Here is a 17,178-nt window from a genome sequence, read left to right as displayed (position 1 = left end):
ACTAGTCGCACAGGAAACATTGGGGGGCCATGCCCCCCAGCCTACTTGACCAGCAGCTCGCCCTGTAGCGGCGTGACGACGGATTTTGGCATGCTGACAATAAAGCTGCTGCCCTTGTCGGCCACGGACTGGATGGCTAGGGTGCCGCCGTGGCGCAGCAGCACGTGCTTGACGATGGCCAGGCCCAGGCCCGTGCCCTGGGTTTCACGCGAACGGCTCTTGTCGACGCGGTAAAAACGTTCCGTCAGGCGCGAAATATGTTCCTGGCTGATGCCGATGCCCGTATCTTGCGCGATGAATTGCGGTCCGGCCGGGCCATCCTGCCAGCGCAAAGTGATGGTGCCGCCGGCCGGCGTGTAGCGCACGGCGTTCGATGCCAGGTTGCCAAACGCGCTATACAGCTCGTCGTAGCTGCCCAATACGTCGGGACCGTTGCATTCCATGGTCACTTCATGCTTGCCGGCCGACAGCCCCTTGGCATCGCGCAAGACTTGCTGCATGAGCTTTTTGGTATCCACGGGCTCGGGACGCAGCGGATAGTCGACCGATTCCAGGCGCGACAGGGTCAGCATGTCCTCGATCAGATGCTGCATGCGGTGGCCCTGCTCCGTCATCAGCTTGAGGTGGGCGGCGCGCGTGGCGGCGTCCAGGTCCAGCTCGGCGGAAGCGATTTCCAGGAAGCCGACGATGACGGTCAGCGGCGTGCGCAGTTCGTGCGAGGCGTTGGCGATGAAGTCGCGGCGCATCATTTCGATGCGTTCCGTCTCCGTCACATCGTGCGTGACGAGGATCTGGCGGCGGTTCTCGAACGGGATGATCTGCACGATCAGCTTGCGGTTGCGGAAAGTGATCGTCAGCGGCTGGTCGTAGCGGCCCAGGATGATGTAATCCATGAACTCGGGGCTGCGGATCAGGTTGGTCACGCGCATGCCCTTGTCGCGCTCGTGCGTGAGGCCCAGGTGTTTCTCGGCGGCCGGGTTGCACCATTCGAGGAACAGCACATCGTCCATGATGACGACGCCGTCCGGCAACAGGTGCATGGCCTGGCGGAAACGCGCCAGCCATTCAGTCAGCTCGGCCTGGTTTTTCTCGTCATCGCGGCGCATGCGGTACAGGCGCGCGAAAATGCTGGTCCAGGCGCCCCAGCCGTCGGGCAGCTTGGCGCTTTGCGGGTTGTCCAGCCAATTACTCAGCTGGAACAGATACGACAGCTGCACGAACACCATCATGGCCATCAGCACGAAAGCGATGCCCAGCGCATACGTAGCGCCAAACAGATACCAGACGACGGCCACGCCCAGCAGCGCCAGCACCATGCGCAAGGCGGCCGGTACCCAGAACAGCAATTTCGGATTCATAGAGTCAAACTTTACTTTTCAGACAACATGTAGCCGACGCTGCGCACCGTCTTGATCAGGCTTTCCGCCTCTTTCAAGGCTTTGCGCAAGCGCAATACGTGGACATCGACCGTGCGTTCTTCGATCACCACATGGTCGCCCCACACCTTGTCGAGCAGCTGGCTGCGGGAAAATACGCGTTCCGGATGGGCCAGCAGGAATTTCAGCAGCTTGTATTCGGCGTGGCCGATATCGATCTTCTGTTCATCCATCATCACCGTGCAGCTGACGGGATCCAGGGCCACGTTGCCGGCGCGCATGGGTGCCTGCGCGTGTTCCGGGCTCTTGCGTCGCAGCAAGGCTTTGGCGCGGGCCAGCAGCTCGCGCGGCGAGAACGGCTTGGTGACGTAATCGTCGGCTCCGCTGTTCAGGCCGGCCAGCTTGTCTTCTTCCATGCTCTTGGCGGTGAGCATGATGACGGGGATGGCGGCGAAATTGCGGTCGGCGCGGATGCGCGACAGCAGGCGCAGGCCCGTCTGGTCCGGCAGCATCCAGTCCAGCAGGATCAGATGCGGCGTGCGGTGCTGGATGAACTCCCAGGCATCGGCAACGTTTTGTACGGAACAGCAATTCCAGCCGGATTCGCGCAGCGAATAGGTGACCAGTTCAACGATGGCCGGCTCATCTTCAACAATCAATACCGTGGTTTTATCAGATGCCATAAAGCTTACTCAGGGAGCTCCTCGGAAATGGCGGGAGCAGCCACCTTGGTGTGGCGGATGTCCTTGCCTTCAACCACGTAAATCACGTATTCGGCGATGTTCTTCGCATGGTCGCCGATCCGTTCGATGGCCTTGGCCACCCACAGGGTATCGAGCGCCGCCGAAATCGTGCGCGGGTCTTCCATCATAAAGGTGATCAAGTTGCGCATGATAGACCGAAACTCATGGTCGATGATGGCATCTTGTGCAATTAATTGTAAGGCCTGCTTGCCATCGTTGCGCGCGAATGCGTCAAGCGCGTCGTGCAGCATGTCGGTGGCCGTGTTGGCAATGCCGCGCACCATCTCGTAATGGTTGACCACGCCGTTGCCGCGCTTGTGCAGATTCTTCGCCACGCGGGCGATTTTCGTCGCCTCGTCGCCTACGCGCTCGAGGTCGGTAATCACCTTGATGGTGGCCATGATGGTGCGCAAGTCGTTGGCGGCCGGCTGGCGGCGCACGATCAGATGGCTGCACGCGTCGTCCAGCGACACTTCGAGCTGGTTGACGACGTCGTCTTCGCGCATCACGCGGTCGGCGCGTTCCGGGTTGCCGATGCGAAAGCACGTCATCGCATCGAGGAACTGGGTTTCAACGATGCCGCCCATCAGGAGCACTTTCGAGCGGATCGCTTCGAGTTCGTTGTCGTATTGCTTGGATGAATGTTCGCCTATCATGCTGTCTCTCCGTATTCAGTTGTCTTGTAGTCGCTATGCGGGATGGATCAGCCGAAGCGGCCCGTGATGTAATCCTGCGTTTCCTTGCGGGCCGGATTCATGAAGATCTGGTCCGTTTCGCCGAATTCCACCAGCTCGCCCAGGTACATATAGGCCGTGTAGTCGGAGCAGCGCGCCGCCTGTTGCATATTGTGCGTCACGATGGCGATCGTGTAATCCTGTTTCAGTTCGCTGATCAGCTCTTCCACTTTCGAGGTCGAGATCGGGTCCAGCGCCGAGGTCGGTTCATCCAGCAGCAAGACATCCGGTTTCACGGCCACGCCGCGCGCGATGCACAAACGCTGCTGCTGGCCGCCCGACAGCGACAGGCCGCTCTTGGTCAGCTTGTCCTTGACCTCGCCCCACAGCGCAGCCTTTTTCAAGGCCCACTCGACGCGCTCGTCCATCTCGCCTTTCGACAGGTCTTCATACAGGCGCACGCCGAAGGCGATATTGTCGTAGACGGACATGGGGAACGGCGTCGGCTTCTGGAACACCATGCCGACCTTGGCGCGCAGCATGTTGACGTCCTGGTCCGCGTCAAGCACGTTGCGGCCGCGGTACAGGATCGAGCCTTCCGCGCGCTGGCCCGGATACAGGTCATACATGCGGTTCAGGGTGCGCAGCAGGGTTGATTTGCCGCAACCGGACGGGCCGATGAAGGCGGTAACCTTCTTCTCGTGGATGTCCAGGTTGACGTTATGCAAGCTTTGCGTTTTGCCGTAAAAAAAGTTCAGGCCCGAAATCTCGATGGTTTTTTTCTTTGGTGCCAGGTCTTGGGCTGGATTCATTTGCGTATTCATATGGGTTCGCTTCGCTCGGTATCTGTTTAATTAGGGACTTTTTGGCTGAACACGGTGCGCGACAGGATATTCAAGGCCAGCACGCTGAAGGTGATCAGCAGTGCGCCGCCCCAGGCCAGCGAGCGCCAGTTGTCGTACGGGCTCATCGCGAACGATGCGATGACGGACGGCAAGTTGGCCATCGGCGCATTCATGTTGAAGCTTTGGAACTGGTTATTCAGGGCCGTGAACAGCAGCGGCGCCGTTTCGCCGGCGATGCGGGCCAGGGCCAGCAGGACACCCGTGATGACGCCAGCCTTGACGGCACGCAAGCGCACCAGGGTGGCGACCTTCCAGCGTGGCGCGCCGAGAGCAAATGCGGCTTCCAGCAGGCTGTTCGGTACCAAACGCAGCATATTGTCCGTCGTGCGCACCACTACCGGCACGGCGATCAGCGACAGGGCGATGGCGCCCGCATAACCGGAAAAGTGTTTGACGTGCGCCACATACAGCGCATACACGAACAGGCCGATGACGATCGATGGCGCCGACAGCATGATGTCGGTCACAAAACGCGTCACTTGCGCCAGCTTGTTTTCTTCGCCGTATTCGGCCAGGTAGATGCCGGCCAGGATACCGATCGGGGTGCTGACGACAGTCGCCAGGCCCACCATCAGGGCGCTGCCGACGATCGCATTGATCAAGCCGCCGCCTTCGCTGCCGGGAGCCGGCGTCGTTTGCGTGAACAGGTCGACGGACAAGGCGCCGAAACCCTTGATCACCAGGGTGAACAGTATCCACACGAGCACGGCCAGGCCCAGGGCCATGGCGGCCACCGACAGGGCGATGCCGATGCGGTGCATCAGCAGGCGCTTGCGGTAGACGGGGTTCATGGCCGGCTTGGCCGGAACGTCGAGAGTGCTTACTTGGCTCATTTCGTGCCTTCCTTGCGGGACATGCCAGCCAGCATCAGCTTGGCGGCGGATAAGACGATAAAGGTGATGACAAACAGGATCAGTGCCAGCGAGAACAGCGATGCCACGTGCAACTCGGATTGCGCTTCGCCAAACTCGTTCGCCAGCAGGGAGGTGATGCTGTTACCGGCGGCGAACAGCGACCACGACAGTTTATTCGCGTTACCGATGACGAAGGTGACGGCCATGGTTTCGCCCAGCGCGCGGCCCAGGCCCAGCATGACGCCGCCGACGACGCCAGTCTTGGTGTATGGCAAGACGATCTTGCGCACGACTTCCCAGCGCGTACAGCCCAGGCCGTAGGCCGATTCCTTCAGCACGGCAGGGACGATTTCAAACACGTCGCGCATCACGGAAGCGATGAAAGGGATGATCATGATGGCCAGCACCAGGCCGGCCGTCAGCAGGCCGATGCCCATCATGGGGCCGCTGAACAGCTGGCCGATGACGGGTACGTTGCCGAGGGTGGCTTTCAGGATAGGCTGGACGTGGTCGGCAAACAGGGGCGCAAACACGAACAGGCCCCAGATGCCGTAGATGATCGATGGTACGCCGGCCAGCAGCTCGACAGCCGTGCCCAGCGGGCGGCGCAGCCAGGCCGGGCAGATTTCCGTGAGGAACAGGGCGATGCCGAAGCTGACGGGAAAGGCGATCAGCAAGGCGATAACGGAGGTCACCAGGGTGCCGATGATGGGGATCAGGGCGCCGTACTGGTCATTGACGGGATCCCATTCCGCAGACACGATGAAATGCAGGCCGAAGGTCTTGAAGGCCGGTATCGATTCCATGATCAGTGAAATGATGATGCCGACCAGGACGATCAGCACCGACAGGGCGAACAGCATCGTCACCTTGTGGAACATGAAATCCTGGAAGCGCTGCTTGCGCATGGTGGAAAGCATTTGCGCGTGACTGATGGAATCGGTCATGGTGCCGCCTGGCATGGGGATCGTGGAGGAGGTAGATTGTGCGCTCATAGTGTGCCATATGGGTGGTACTGCAGGTACTGCTATTTTTATCGTGCTCTTTTAGCCGGGAACGCCTGCAAGGGCTTGCGGGCGGTCCTGGCTAACTCCCTGCCCCGCCGTGCTGCTGGCGGGGACAAGGACATTCTTGCTTGAATAAACCGTAGCGAGCGGCAACTAGTTGTGGCTGAGAAGCGGAGCTGTGCTTTAGCACAGTGAGCATCGCAGGCCGCAAATAGCGCCGCGCAGTAGGTTTATTAGTAGATCGACTTGCCCGATGCATCTTTCAGGTTAGCTTTCCACGATTCCTGCACCAGTTTGATGACCGATGCCGGCATCGGCACGTAGTCCAGTTCAACGGCAGCGGCGCCACCGTTCTTGTAGGCCCAGTCGAAGAATTTCAGGACTTCTTTGGCCTTGGCTGCGTCAGCCTGGACTTTGTGCATCAGGATGAACGACACGCCGGTGATCGGCCAGCTGTTCTTGCCAGCCTGGTCGGTCAGGACCACGCCGAAGCCTGGGGTTTGCGTCCAAGGTGCCGAAGCGGCGGCTGCCTTGAAGTTTTCGTCGTCAGGTTGCAGGAAGTTGCCGTCCTTGTTTTGCAGCTGGGTGTGCGACATCTTGTTTTTCTTGGCGTAAGCCCACTCGACGTAGCCGATCGAACCCTTGATACGCTGAACGTTGGCGGCGACGCCTTCGTTACCCTTGCCACCCACGCCCACGGCCCATTTCACAGCCGAGCCAGCACCGATTTTCGATTTGAATTCCGGGTTGGTTTTCGACAGGAAGTCGGTGAACAGGAACGACGTGCCCGAACCGTCGGCGCGGTGCACCACGGTGATTTCCGTATCCGGCAGCTTGACGCCACTGTTCAGTGCGGCGATTTCAGGCGCGCTCCACTTGGTGATCTTGCCCAGGTAGATGTCGCCAACGACTTTACCCGTCATTTTCAGCTGGCCTGGGGTTACGCCGTCCAGGTTGACGATGGTGACCACGCCGCCCATGATGGCCGGGAACTGCATCAGGCCCGCTTCTTCCAGCTCTTCTGCCTTCAAAGGCATGTCCGAGGCGCCGAATTCAACAGTCTTGGCCTTGATTTGCTTGATGCCAGCGCCGGAACCGACGGACTGGTAGTTCAGGCCGTTGCCGGTGTTGGCTTTGTACGTCTCAGCCCATTTGGCGTAGATCGGGTACGGGAAAGTTGCGCCAGCACCTGTCATATCTGCCGCCATGACGGAAGCGGAAGAAAATGCCATCGCTGCCGAAGCACCCACGACGATAAATTTGAACATTTGCTTCATTTGCATATCAAGTCCTCAGGGTTGTTAGGGCTCAAAGTCCCGGTTGAATGCTGCGCAGTCTAGCAAGCGAATATGACAGCTTTATGACATAGGTAAAAAATCTTGAAATAATTGCCTACGCCCCGAGGATGGCCATTTTCGGCGTGAAAAATGACAGGGCCGGCGACGCTTTATGACAGCTTATGTCACGCTTACGTCATATTTCATGATTACACTCACAACGCGTCATACATGATGAAATACGGCTAGAATTAACTATCTGCAAAGACAAAAGAATATGAAACCTGAACTGCACACGGAAGTGACCAAATCGGGCATCCTGCTTGACCGCGAGCTGTCGCAACTGACTTTCAACCGGCGCGTGATGGCCCAGGCGGAAGACCCGAACATTCCGCTGCTCGAGCGCCTGCGCTACCTGTGCATCGTCAGCAGTAACATGGATGAGTTTTTCGAGGTGCGCGTGGCCAGCCTCCTGGCGGCCGGCAGCATCGGCGGTTCGCTGGCGGGCCACCCTGCCCTGGCGGCCAACCTGGAGCGCATTGGCAAGGAGTGCCATGCGCTGGTGGAACGCCAGTACGAGATATTAAATAACGACGTCTTGCCGGCCCTGCGCGAAGCGGGCGTGCATTTGCTGCGCGACAGCGACCGCAACGAGGCGCAGCGCGCGTGGGTCAAGCAATACTTCGACCGCGAAGTGCGGCCCCTGCTGACGCCGATCGGCCTCGACCCGGCCCACCCGTTCCCGCAAGTGGTGAATAAAAGTCTCAATTTCATCGTCTCGCTGAGCGGCAAGGATGCGTTTGGCCGCGGCACGGCGATCGCCATCGTCAAGGCGCCCCGCGTCTTGCCGCGGGTTATCAAGCTGCCGGACGAGATTTCCGGCGATGGCGTGTCCTTCTGTTTATTGTCGTCCGTCATCCATGCGCACATTTCCGACCTGTTCGCCGGGCGCGAAGTCATCGCCTATTCGCAATTCCGGGTCACGCGCGACAGCGACCTGTGGGTGGACGAGGACGAAGTCAAGAATCTGCGCCAGGCCCTGAAGGGCGAGCTGGTCGGTCGCCAGTTCGGCACCTCCGTGCGCCTGGAAGTGGCGCGCAATTGCCCGCCAGAATTGTCGCAATTCCTGCTCGACCAGTTCAGCCTGGATCAAAGCCGCTTGTACCGCGTCAACGGCCCCGTCAATCTGGTGCGCCTGTCGGAAATGATCGACCACGTCAAGCAGCCTGAGCTGCGCTTCCCGCCCTTCTTCCCCGGCCTCGCGCATAAAGCCATCGGCAACGACATCTTTGCCGCACTGACCAGGCACGACATCCTGCTGCACCACCCGTATCAGTCGTTCCAGACGGTGATCGACTTCATCCGCAGCGCCGCCTACGATCCGTCCGTCGTGGCCATCAAGCAGACGATCTACCGCACGGGCATGAACTCGGACCTGATGGAGTCGCTGATCACGGCGGCGAAAATGGGCAAGGAAGTGACCGTCATCGTGGAATTGATGGCGCGTTTCGACGAAGAAGCCAATATCAACTGGGCCGACAAGCTGGAGCAAGCGGGCGCGCAAGTCGTGTACGGCGTCGTGGGATTGAAAACCCATGCCAAGGTGGCCCTCGTCATCCGCCGCGAAGAAGGCAGCTTGCGCTTCTACGCCCACTTGGGCACCGGCAACTACCACCCCACGACAACCAAGCTGTACACGGATTTTGGCTTGCTGACGGCCAACCAGGACCTGGCCGTGGAAGTCAATGAAGTCTTCATCCACCTGACCAGCCTGACCAAGCCGCACAACCTGAACCATTTGTGGCTGGCGCCGTTCGGCCTGCAAAGCGAAATCATCAAGGCCATCCGCAACGAGGCGAAGATCGCCCGCTCGGGCCGGCGCGGGCGCATCATCGTGAAAGTCAACGCGCTGGTCGACGAATCCGTGATCCGCGCCCTGTATGCGGCCTCGACCGATGGCGTGAAGATCGACTTGATCGTGCGCGGCGCATGCACCCTGAAGCCGGGCGTGCCGGGATTATCGGAAAATATCAAGGTGCGCTCCGTGATCGGCCGTTTCCTCGAACACAGCCGCATCTACTACTTCCGCAACGACCTGGCGCACGATGTCTACCTGGCCAGCGCCGACTGGATGAGCCGCAACCTGTTCCGCCGGGTGGAAGTGGCCTTCCCCGTGCTGGACCGGGCGCTGAAACGGCGCGTGATCGCCGAGGGCCTGAATCCGTATTTGAAGGATAATACCAATGCATGGGAACTGGAGCCGACGGGCCACTACGCGCGCCGCAAGCCGCGCGGCAAGCAAACGCCGTTCAGCGCCCAGCAATATTTGATGCATACACTGGGCACGCCGGGCGCGGAGGTCGGCGAATAGGCAATTCTACACAGAGGAGTACAGCATGGATCTCATCTTGTGGCGACACGCAGAAGCGGAGCCGGGCGTTCCCGACCTCGAACGCGCCCTGACCGTCAAAGGCCAGAAACAGGCGCGCCGCATGGGCGAATGGCTGGCCTCGCAACTACCGGAAAATTGCCGTATCCTCGTCAGCCCCGCCCTGCGCACCCTGCAAACGGCGGAAGCGCTGGGGCGCAAGTTCAAGCTGATGCCGGAACTGGCGCCCGGCGCCGAGGCGGAAGACATCCTCAAGGCGGCCAACTGGCCCGGCGGCAAGGAAACCGTGCTCATCGTCGGCCACCAGCCCACGCTGGGCCAGGCGGCCGCCCTGCTATTGACGGGCGAGGAGCAGGAATGGGAAATGCGCAAGGCCAGCGCATGGTGGTTTTCCCAACGTGAGCCAGGCGACCCGATCAGCGTTTATTTAAAAGCCGTGATGGCGCATGATTTGGTTGTGAAATAAGGGTGGCGAAATAAGGCAGCGCAGCAGGAAATGCGCAAAAAGTGCGCTGGGACAAATACTAGCAGGAATTACAACACGGCAGCCTTGTAAAGCGCTGCCGATCTGCTAGAGTTTAATTGCATCAACTACGTGCTGGAGCGCCGCTCTGGCACATTGAGCAACCCAGCGGACAGCCGTCCAACGGCGGCTGAATGATCATGTTAACCTTCCTCGTTTTTCTCTTCATCGCCATCTTCGCCGCCATCATCGGCTTCGTCGCCTTTGAACTGATCGAAGAAATGCGCGGCAGTCACCACAAGCTGATGGACCGCTACCACGAGTAGTGTTCACCTCGGCAATATCGAATGGCGCCAGCGACGGCCTACAGGCCCGTCCCTCGCGCCATCCTTGTTCTTACACTCCCGTTTTGAACTTCGTATAGATGCGCGTCATCAAGCGGCGAATATCGGCTGTGGTCGCTTCCGGCGCCGCCATGCGCTGCTTGTCCGCGTCCGACAGGAAGATGGCCTTGTTCTCGCCGATATCCTTGCGCACATATTTGATGCTGGCCGGATTCGGATTCGCATAGAACACCTTGTTGCTCAGGCTGGCATGCACTTGCGGGCGCAAAATGTAGTTGATGAACAGGTGTGCATTGGTCGGGTGCGGCGCGTCGGCCGGGATGGCCATGGTATCGAACATCAGGGCGGCCGTCTTCGGCACCAGCACCTGGATCACATTGCCGTTCTTCGCATCGATGGCGCGCTGGCGCGCGATATTGATGTCGCCCGACCAGCCCAGCGCTACGCAGACGGAACCGTTGGCCATGTCATTGATGTAGCCGGACGAGCTGAACAGGGTCACGTAGGGGCGGATCGCCTGCAGCACCTTGCCTGCTTCCTGATAGTCGGCGGCCGCTTTCGAGTAGGCGGGCTTGCCCAGGTATTGCAGGGCGGCCGGCAGCACTTCCGACGGCGAGTCGAGGAAGGACACGCCGCACGATTTCAGCTTCGCCGCGTATTTCGGGTCGAAGATCAGGTCCCACGCATTGTCGGGCATGGCCATGCCGCCCAGCGCGGCCTTGACCTTGTTGACGTTGATGCCCACCGTCGTGTAGCCCCACAGCCAGTCGACCAGGTAATCGTTGTTCGGGTCGATCTTCGACAGCTTGGCCTGCAGGTTCTGGTCCAGGTTGCCCAAATTCGTCAGCTTGCTCTTGTCGAGTTTGCGCAGCAAGCCCGCATCGATCTGCAGGCGCGCCCACTGGGCCGTCGGCACGACGATGTCGTAGCCGGACTTGCCCGCCACCAGTTTCGCATTGAGGATTTCGTTATTGTCGAAAACGTCGTAGCGTACCTTGATGCCCGTTTCCTTTTCAAAATTCTTGATCGTATCGTCGCCGATATAGTCGGACCAGTTATAGATGTTCAGGACTTTCTCTTCCTGAGCCTGAGCTTGCGCAGACAAGGCCAGTGCGGCCGCCGCCAAGGCCAGTCCCACTCCAATGCGCCGCCCTGCTTGCCATGTGTTTGCCATCGTACCGCCTCCGGAATTAGTCAGAAAATAGTGACGATGATAGCAAGAAGGGCGCGATCAGGTCTACCCTGATCGCGCCCTTGCCTATCGCGCAGTATTACCGTGGCAGCTTACACCTTATCCAGCCCCACCTGCGCCCCCGTAAACACCAGGTTGCCGTTCTGGGCGTCGATGCGGATCTCGTCTTTCGGGCCAAACTTGCCTTCCAGGATCAGCTTCGACAGCGGATTTTCGATCTGCTGCTGGATCGCCCGTTTCAAAGGACGGGCGCCATACACCGGGTCGTAGCCCGCTTCGGCGATTTGCTGCAGTGCCGCGTCCGTCAAGCGCAGCTGCATGTCCATGCGCCCCAGGCGTTCTTCGAGGATCTTCAGCTGGATCTTCGCGATCGCGCCGATGTTTTTCTCGTCGAGGCCGTGGAACACGACGATTTCGTCGATGCGGTTGACGAACTCGGGACGGAAGTGCGAGCGCACCTCGGCCATCACGGCCAGCTTCACGACACCGGGATCATCGCTTTCCATCGCCTGGATTTTATGCGAACCCAGGTTCGATGTCATGATGATGACGGTATTCTTGAAGTCCACCGTGCGGCCCTGGCCATCCGTCATGCGTCCATCGTCGAGCAATTGCAGCAGCACGTTGAAGACGTCGGCATGCGCCTTTTCCACTTCGTCGAGCAGGATCACGCTGTACGGCTTGCGGCGCACGGCTTCCGTCAGGTAGCCGCCCTCGTCGTAGCCCACGTAGCCGGGCGGCGCGCCGATCAATCGGGCCACGGAATGCTTCTCCATGAACTCGCTCATGTCGATGCGGATCATCGATTCTTCCGTATCGAACAGGAAGGTCGCCAGCGCCTTGCTCAATTCCGTCTTGCCGACGCCCGTTGGCCCCAGGAACATGAAGGAACCATATGGACGGTTCGGATCGCTCAAGCCGGCGCGCGAGCGGCGGATGGCGTCGGCCACGGCCGTGATCGCTTCATCCTGGCCCACGACGCGCTCATGCAGCTTCTCTTCGATGTGCAGCAGTTTGTCGCGCTCGCCCTGCATCATGCGCGACACGGGAATACCCGTCGCGCGCGACACCACTTCGGCGATCTCCTCGGCGCCCACTTCCGTGCGCAGCAGCTTCGGCTGATCCGGGTCGAGTTTCGGGATGCCGCTGTCAGCCTGCTTGAGCTGGGCTTCCAGCTGCGGCAATTTGCCGTACTGCAGCTCCGACACCTTCTGCCAGTTGCTCTCGCGCGTGGCCTGCTCCATCTGCAGCTTGACTTGCTCGATCTCTTCCTTGATGTGCGTACTGCCTTGCACCACGGCTTTTTCCGCCTTCAGGATTTCCTCGAAGTCATTGTATTCGCGCTGCAGCTTGACGATCTCTTCCTCGATCAGGCCCAGGCGGCGCAACGATGCCTCGTCTTTTTCCTTCTTGACGGCTTCGCGCTCGATTTTCAGCTGGATCAGACGGCGTTCCAGCTTGTCCATCACTTCCGGCTTGGAGTCGATCTCGATCTTGATCTTCGCCGCCGCTTCATCGATCAGGTCGATCGCCTTGTCCGGCAAAAAACGGTCCGTGATATAGCGGTGCGACAGCTCGGCGGCGGCGATGATGGCCGCGTCCGTGATTTCCACCTTGTGGTGCAGCGCGTACTTGTCCTGCAAGCCGCGCAGGATGGCGATCGTCGCTTCCACGGTCGGCTCGTCGACGAGCACTTTCTGGAAGCGGCGCTCCAGCGCGGCATCCTTCTCGATGTACTTGCGATACTCGTCGAGCGTGGTGGCGCCCACGCAGTGCAGCTCGCCGCGCGCCAGCGCAGGTTTGAGCATATTGCCCGCGTCCATCGCGCCCTCGGCCTTGCCCGCGCCCACCATGGTGTGCATTTCGTCGATAAAGACGATGGTTTGCCCTTCATCCATGGCCAGTTCCTTCAGCACGGATTTCAGGCGCTCCTCGAATTCGCCGCGGAATTTCGCGCCGGCCAGCAAGGCGGCCATGTCCAGCGAGAGTACGCGCTTGCCTTTCAAGGACTCGGGCACTTCGCCATTGACGATGCGCTGCGCCAGGCCTTCGACGATGGCCGTCTTGCCCACGCCCGGTTCGCCGATCAGCACGGGATTGTTCTTGCTGCGGCGCTGCAGGATCTGGATGGTGCGGCGGATTTCATCGTCGCGGCCGATGACAGGGTCGAGCTTGCCCTTGCGCGCCCGCTCCGTCAGGTCCAAGGTGTATTTTTTCAGGGCTTCGCGCTGGCCTTCGGCTTCTTGCGAGTCGACCTTGTTGCCGCCGCGCACAGCCTCGATGGCCGCTTCCAGGGCCTTGCGGGTCAGGCCGTTTTCGCGCGCCAGCTTGCCGCAATCGGACTTGTCGTCCGTCATGGCCAGCAAGACCATCTCGCTGGACACGAACTGGTCGCCCGCCTTTTGCGATTCCTTGTCGGCCAGGTTCAGCAGGGCCACGAATTCGCGGCTGACCTGCACGTCGCCGCCCGTGCCCGACACTTTCGGCAAGCGTTCGAGGGACGCGCCCAGGGCCTTCGACAGGCCGCCCACATTGACGCCGGCCCGCTGCAAGAGCGAGCGGGCGCCGCCGTCGTCCTGGTTCAACAGGGCCGTCAGCAGGTGGACTGGTTCGATATAGGGGTTGTCGTTGCCCACGGCCAAGCTTTGCGCATCGGCCAGGGCTTCCTGTAATTTGGTAGTGAGTTTGTCTTGTCGCATGAAAAGCGCTCCCGGTTAATTAGTTGTTAACCAAATTGGGGTGAGGCAGTACTTTTCAAGCATACACAAAGCAGAAATCCGCTGCACTTGGGCAAATGCTAGCGTGCGCGGCAACTACACTTCAGACGGGGCCGGCTTTCGACGCCCATTTATCCAGCGCCGTCTCGTCGCTGTCGCGCGCATCGACCCAGCGCGCGCCTTCCGGCGTGTCTTCCTTCTTCCAGAACGGTGCTTCCGTCTTCAGGTAATCGATGATGAACTCGCAGGCGGCAAAGGCCTCGCCCCGGTGGGCGGACGAGACCGCCACCAGCACGATCTGCTCCTGCGGCAGCAAGGGTCCCACGCGGTGGATCACCAGTGCGCCAGACAGGGGCCAGCGGCCCCGCGCCTGCTCGACGATCGCTTCGATGGACTTTTCCGTCATGCCCGGATAGTGCTCGAGCTCCATGGCGGCCACGTCCAGCCCCTCGTTCATGTCGCGCACCGTGCCGACAAAGCCGACGACGGCGCCCACCTTGGGGTTGCCTGCACGCAATTGTGCGATTTCTTGACTCAAGTCAAAATCAGCTTGCTGGACGCGGACGCTGGTACTCATTTGGCATGCCCTCCGATACGGCGCAGCAAGGTTTCGATGCGGCTGGCCGTGCGCGCATCGGTGGCCGCGGCAATCGCGCACAGCTGCATCAGCTGCGACACTTGCGTAAGCGGCTTCTGGCCCGATTTCAGCGACGATTGCAGCACTTCCACCTGCATTTTCAGGCGGTCGCGGGCAAATTCGGCGCCGCTGTCGACACCGGCGACGATTTCCAGGCGCAAGACTTCCTCGAGCAAGCGTGCCTGGTTACCTTGCAATTGCTGCACGTAGGCGGCAGCGCCCTCGCCCAACGCGGCCTGGGCGACGGCAAAGCGCTGCTGCAGGCTGCGTTCGTACTGGACGTCGAGCGGCGGCAAGGCGCTCCAGCGTTCGGACCAGGTGACCGCATCGGCGCTGGCGTCGCCCTCGGCCAGTGCGGCTTCCAGCGATTGCACGAGGCGCAGCTTGTCGCGCAGGGCGTTGGCTTGCGCCGCGCCGGCCCGTTCGGCGATGGCGTCCGCTTGCGCTTGCACGCCGGCCACGGCCGCCTGGTAGCGCTGCTCGATCTTCGCTTCGCTGGCGCGCGGCACGGGACCGGTGGCGTTCCAGGCGGCGCGCATGTCGCGCAGCAAGTGGTTGATGAAGGACGTGCGGGTCTTGTCGTCGCCCTCGGGCACGACGGCCGTTTCCAGCGCGGCGCACAGCGCTTCGCGCGCATGCAGGTGTTCGCGGCGCTCGTGGTCTGCCGCGTGGGCCGTTTCCTTGCGCCTGGCGAAGATATCGTCGCAGGCGGCGCGGAAACGCTGCCACAGCGCCTGTTCCGCGCGGCGCTCCAGCGGCAGGGCTTTCGCCAGTTCCTGCCATTTATCCTGCAAGGCCTTCAGCATGTCGACGGTGTTGCGCTCGGACGGCTTGAGCAAGCCCACTTCGACGATCAATTGTTCGCGGCGCGCCGTCTCGATCTGGCGCTGGGTATCGAGCGGCTTCGACAGGGCGTCCAGCGCGGCGCCGAACTCCGTATCCAGGCGTTTCTTTTCCTTGCGGTCGATGGTGCCCAGGCGCGTCCACGCCTGGCGCAAGCGCTGCGAGCTTGACGCGACGTGTTTCCAGTCGGTGCTCTCTTCGGCCGCCAGGGCCGCCGTTTCCGCGATCAGTTCCTGGGCCTTGGCCGCATTGCCGTGGCGCTCTTCGGCCAGTTGCTTGAAATGCTGGGCCGCTGGCGCATACGCCACGCTGCAGGCCGCATCAAAACGTTCCCACAGGGATTTCGGTGCCGGACCGGACAGGGTGTCGAGCGACTTCCAGCGCTCGCGCAGACTGCCCACTTTCTTGGCCAGCTCGGCCATTGGCAATTCTTGCGCCGGCAATTCCTCGCCCGCCTTGACCAGTTCCTCGCGCGACACGTTGCCGCCCCAGCGCGCCCAGTCGGCCAGGCGCTTGAATTCTCCGCGCACATGGGCCAGGCGATCCGCTTGCGCAGGCGTCAATCGGCCGTGCTTGCTATCACGCAAGGTCTTGTCATGCTCGGAAGCCACGTGCAACAAGCCATCCTGCAGGGCCGCTTCCATGGCGTCAAGCACCTTGAAGAATTGCTCCGTCGCTTCTTTCGACACGGGCGCGTGCTCCTGGCGCGGCTTGCGCAGTACAGGTACAGGCTCGGCATGGGCCGCTGCGGCCTCTGGCGCCGCCGACTGCACGGGCGCCGGCGCGCTGGCCAGCAGGGCCGCAAATTGCTGCTGCAGGCTGTCGGACAACGGCGACTCGGGCAGGCGCGGCAGGGCTTGCCAAGTGCGTTTCAAGGTATCCGCATCGAGGGTAGCGGCGTCCTGCGCCTGCCATTCCGCCAGCGCGGCCTGGCGCGCGTCGAACACGGCCTGGTGTTGCTGCAGCGCTTGCAGGGCGGACTGTGCCTGCTCGCGCGCCTGCGTGAAATCGCTTTCCAGGTGTTTCGGCAAGGAGCCGCGCTCGGGCGATTGCGCATGCTGCGCATGTTCCGCGTCCAGGCGGGCCAGCGCCTGCGCCAGCTCGCCGGCGGACTGGCCATTGCTGGCCAGCGCGCGCGCTGCGCCGACGGCGTCGATCACGGCGCGCTGCAGCACCACTTGCGCTTCCAGGCGGGCGGCCAGCGCAGCGCGTGCGGCGGCAAACGCCGTTGCCAGCTCGGGCGTGGCCTTGATGACTTGCCATTGGCGGTCCAGTTCGGCTACCTGGTTGGGGCTCAGCTTGTCATCGCTCAACAGGCGCTCGGCCGTGGCGATGCTGGACTGGGCGCGTTGCGTCTCGGCAGCCTGGTGGCGGATCAGGTCGATGCGGCCCTGCACCAGCTTGGCAACGCGGCGGTCCGTGTTGCGCATGGCGTGGTGGACTTTTTCCAGCAGGGGCAAGGCATGGACGTGTTCAGCCGCGATCAGGCGGGCATCGGCAAATTCGCTGGACACGATGAATTCAAAGGCGGCGGCTTCGTCACCGGCCACGGCATGGGCACGCGCAACCTGTTCGGCGCGGCGCGATGTGCTCTGCGCCGAGGCGGCGGCCTGTACTGCCACGACAGGATCGGGTACGGCAGTCTTGCTGGCAGAACGCTTGAAGAGAAATTCGAACATGACGGGTTTCGCGTGGATCAAAACCACCATCATAACAAAGCCCGGGGTATTGCATCGGACAGGGCTGAACAAGTTATC

General features: G+C 61.3%; 14 protein-coding genes. 3 read left to right on the top strand and 11 right to left on the bottom strand.

Annotation, left to right across the window (positions count from 1 at the left end; all coding sequences use genetic code 11):
* Positions 1-41: 41 nt before the first annotated feature.
* The 7 genes from phoR to pstS all read right to left on the bottom strand — a co-directional run bounded on the left by phoR (position 42) and on the right by pstS (position 6,827).
* A complete protein-coding gene (phoR, locus tag SJI03_RS18380; protein ID WP_035817357.1) occupies positions 42-1,358 on the bottom strand; it encodes a phosphate regulon sensor histidine kinase PhoR in 1,317 nt (438 codons plus the stop codon).
* An 11-nt stretch (positions 1,359-1,369) separates the two neighbouring features.
* On the bottom strand, positions 1,370-2,059 hold the full coding sequence (locus SJI03_RS18375; RefSeq protein WP_034755074.1) for a response regulator: 690 nt from the start codon (positions 2,057-2,059) through the stop codon (positions 1,370-1,372).
* Positions 2,060-2,064: 5 nt separating this feature from the next.
* Complete coding sequence (gene phoU / locus SJI03_RS18370) at positions 2,065-2,775, bottom strand: phosphate signaling complex protein PhoU (protein WP_034778131.1); 711 nt, start codon at positions 2,773-2,775, stop codon at positions 2,065-2,067.
* Positions 2,776-2,822: 47 nt separating this feature from the next.
* Complete coding sequence (gene pstB / locus SJI03_RS18365; protein WP_373631409.1) at positions 2,823-3,605, bottom strand: phosphate ABC transporter ATP-binding protein PstB; 783 nt, start codon at positions 3,603-3,605, stop codon at positions 2,823-2,825.
* 38 nt (positions 3,606-3,643) lie between these two features.
* Positions 3,644-4,531, bottom strand: a complete 888-nt coding sequence (pstA, locus tag SJI03_RS18360; protein WP_099393111.1) for a phosphate ABC transporter permease PstA — start codon at positions 4,529-4,531, stop codon at positions 3,644-3,646.
* The gene (gene pstC / locus SJI03_RS18355; RefSeq protein WP_225240714.1) at positions 4,528-5,499 is read right to left on the bottom strand and encodes a phosphate ABC transporter permease subunit PstC; all 972 of its coding nucleotides are present in this window, start codon (positions 5,497-5,499) and stop codon (positions 4,528-4,530) included. The genes pstA and pstC overlap by 4 nt, the downstream gene beginning before the upstream one ends.
* A 293-nt stretch (positions 5,500-5,792) precedes the next feature.
* Positions 5,793-6,827, bottom strand: coding sequence for a phosphate ABC transporter substrate-binding protein PstS (gene pstS, locus SJI03_RS18350; RefSeq protein ID WP_416208765.1), 1,035 nt, complete (start codon positions 6,825-6,827; stop codon positions 5,793-5,795).
* A gap of 286 nt (positions 6,828-7,113) precedes the next feature.
* Here pstS and ppk1 point away from each other — a divergent pair, with 286 nt between their 5' ends.
* The 3 genes from ppk1 to SJI03_RS18335 all read left to right on the top strand — a co-directional run bounded on the left by ppk1 (position 7,114) and on the right by SJI03_RS18335 (position 10,014).
* Positions 7,114-9,207 carry a polyphosphate kinase 1 gene (ppk1, locus tag SJI03_RS18345; RefSeq protein WP_099380134.1) on the top strand — a complete coding sequence of 698 codons (2,094 nt, stop codon included), beginning with the start codon at positions 7,114-7,116 and terminating at the stop codon, positions 9,205-9,207.
* Positions 9,208-9,232: 25 nt separating this feature from the next.
* Positions 9,233-9,691 carry a phosphohistidine phosphatase SixA gene (gene sixA / locus SJI03_RS18340; protein ID WP_035817346.1) on the top strand — a complete coding sequence of 153 codons (459 nt, stop codon included), beginning with the start codon at positions 9,233-9,235 and terminating at the stop codon, positions 9,689-9,691.
* A gap of 191 nt (positions 9,692-9,882) precedes the next feature.
* Positions 9,883-10,014, top strand: a complete 132-nt coding sequence (locus tag SJI03_RS18335; RefSeq protein WP_322428137.1) for a hypothetical protein — start codon at positions 9,883-9,885, stop codon at positions 10,012-10,014.
* 70 nt (positions 10,015-10,084) lie between these two features.
* Here SJI03_RS18335 and SJI03_RS18330 read toward each other — a convergent pair whose 3' ends face one another.
* From SJI03_RS18330 to SJI03_RS18315, 4 genes are all read right to left on the bottom strand, one after another.
* Complete coding sequence (locus tag SJI03_RS18330; protein WP_322428136.1) at positions 10,085-11,206, bottom strand: polyamine ABC transporter substrate-binding protein; 1,122 nt, start codon at positions 11,204-11,206, stop codon at positions 10,085-10,087.
* Positions 11,207-11,316: 110 nt separating this feature from the next.
* The gene (gene clpB / locus SJI03_RS18325) at positions 11,317-13,923 is read right to left on the bottom strand and encodes an ATP-dependent chaperone ClpB (RefSeq protein WP_322428135.1); all 2,607 of its coding nucleotides are present in this window, start codon (positions 13,921-13,923) and stop codon (positions 11,317-11,319) included.
* Positions 13,924-14,044: 121 nt separating this feature from the next.
* Positions 14,045-14,518 (bottom strand): molybdopterin synthase catalytic subunit MoaE, encoded by a 474-nt coding sequence (gene moaE / locus SJI03_RS18320; RefSeq protein WP_322428134.1) that lies wholly within the window; start codon positions 14,516-14,518, stop codon positions 14,045-14,047.
* Positions 14,515-17,100, bottom strand: a complete 2,586-nt coding sequence (locus SJI03_RS18315) for a DUF349 domain-containing protein (protein ID WP_322428133.1) — start codon at positions 17,098-17,100, stop codon at positions 14,515-14,517. The genes moaE and SJI03_RS18315 overlap by 4 nt, the downstream gene beginning before the upstream one ends.
* Positions 17,101-17,178: the final 78 nt, after the last annotated feature.

The sequence above is a fragment of the Janthinobacterium sp. GMG1 genome, assembly GCF_034427795.1.
Classification (GTDB): Bacteria; Pseudomonadota; Gammaproteobacteria; order Burkholderiales; family Burkholderiaceae_D; genus Janthinobacterium.
The sequence above is the reverse complement of the archived record's forward strand: the minus strand, read 5'-3'. Positions and strand labels throughout refer to the sequence as shown.

Excerpts from the sequence above, each read along its gene's own strand:
- phoR (WP_035817357.1), bottom strand. The coding sequence starts at position 1,358 with ATGAATCCGAAATTGCTGTTCTGGGTACCGGCCGCCTTGCGCATGGTG.
- SJI03_RS18375 (WP_034755074.1), bottom strand. The coding sequence starts at position 2,059 with ATGGCATCTGATAAAACCACGGTATTGATTGTTGAAGATGAGCCGGCC.
- phoU (WP_034778131.1), bottom strand. The coding sequence starts at position 2,775 with ATGATAGGCGAACATTCATCCAAGCAATACGACAACGAACTCGAAGCG.
- pstB (WP_373631409.1), bottom strand. The coding sequence starts at position 3,605 with ATGAATCCAGCCCAAGACCTGGCACCAAAGAAAAAAACCATCGAGATT.
- pstA (WP_099393111.1), bottom strand. The coding sequence starts at position 4,531 with ATGAGCCAAGTAAGCACTCTCGACGTTCCGGCCAAGCCGGCCATGAAC.
- pstC (WP_225240714.1), bottom strand. The coding sequence starts at position 5,499 with ATGACCGATTCCATCAGTCACGCGCAAATGCTTTCCACCATGCGCAAG.
- pstS (WP_416208765.1), bottom strand. The coding sequence starts at position 6,827 with ATGTTCAAATTTATCGTCGTGGGTGCTTCGGCAGCGATGGCATTTTCT.
- ppk1 (WP_099380134.1), top strand. The coding sequence starts at position 7,114 with ATGAAACCTGAACTGCACACGGAAGTGACCAAATCGGGCATCCTGCTT.
- sixA (WP_035817346.1), top strand. The coding sequence starts at position 9,233 with ATGGATCTCATCTTGTGGCGACACGCAGAAGCGGAGCCGGGCGTTCCC.
- SJI03_RS18335 (WP_322428137.1), top strand. The coding sequence starts at position 9,883 with ATGATCATGTTAACCTTCCTCGTTTTTCTCTTCATCGCCATCTTCGCC.
- SJI03_RS18330 (WP_322428136.1), bottom strand. The coding sequence starts at position 11,206 with ATGGCAAACACATGGCAAGCAGGGCGGCGCATTGGAGTGGGACTGGCC.
- clpB (WP_322428135.1), bottom strand. The coding sequence starts at position 13,923 with ATGCGACAAGACAAACTCACTACCAAATTACAGGAAGCCCTGGCCGAT.
- moaE (WP_322428134.1), bottom strand. The coding sequence starts at position 14,518 with ATGAGTACCAGCGTCCGCGTCCAGCAAGCTGATTTTGACTTGAGTCAA.
- SJI03_RS18315 (WP_322428133.1), bottom strand. The coding sequence starts at position 17,100 with ATGTTCGAATTTCTCTTCAAGCGTTCTGCCAGCAAGACTGCCGTACCC.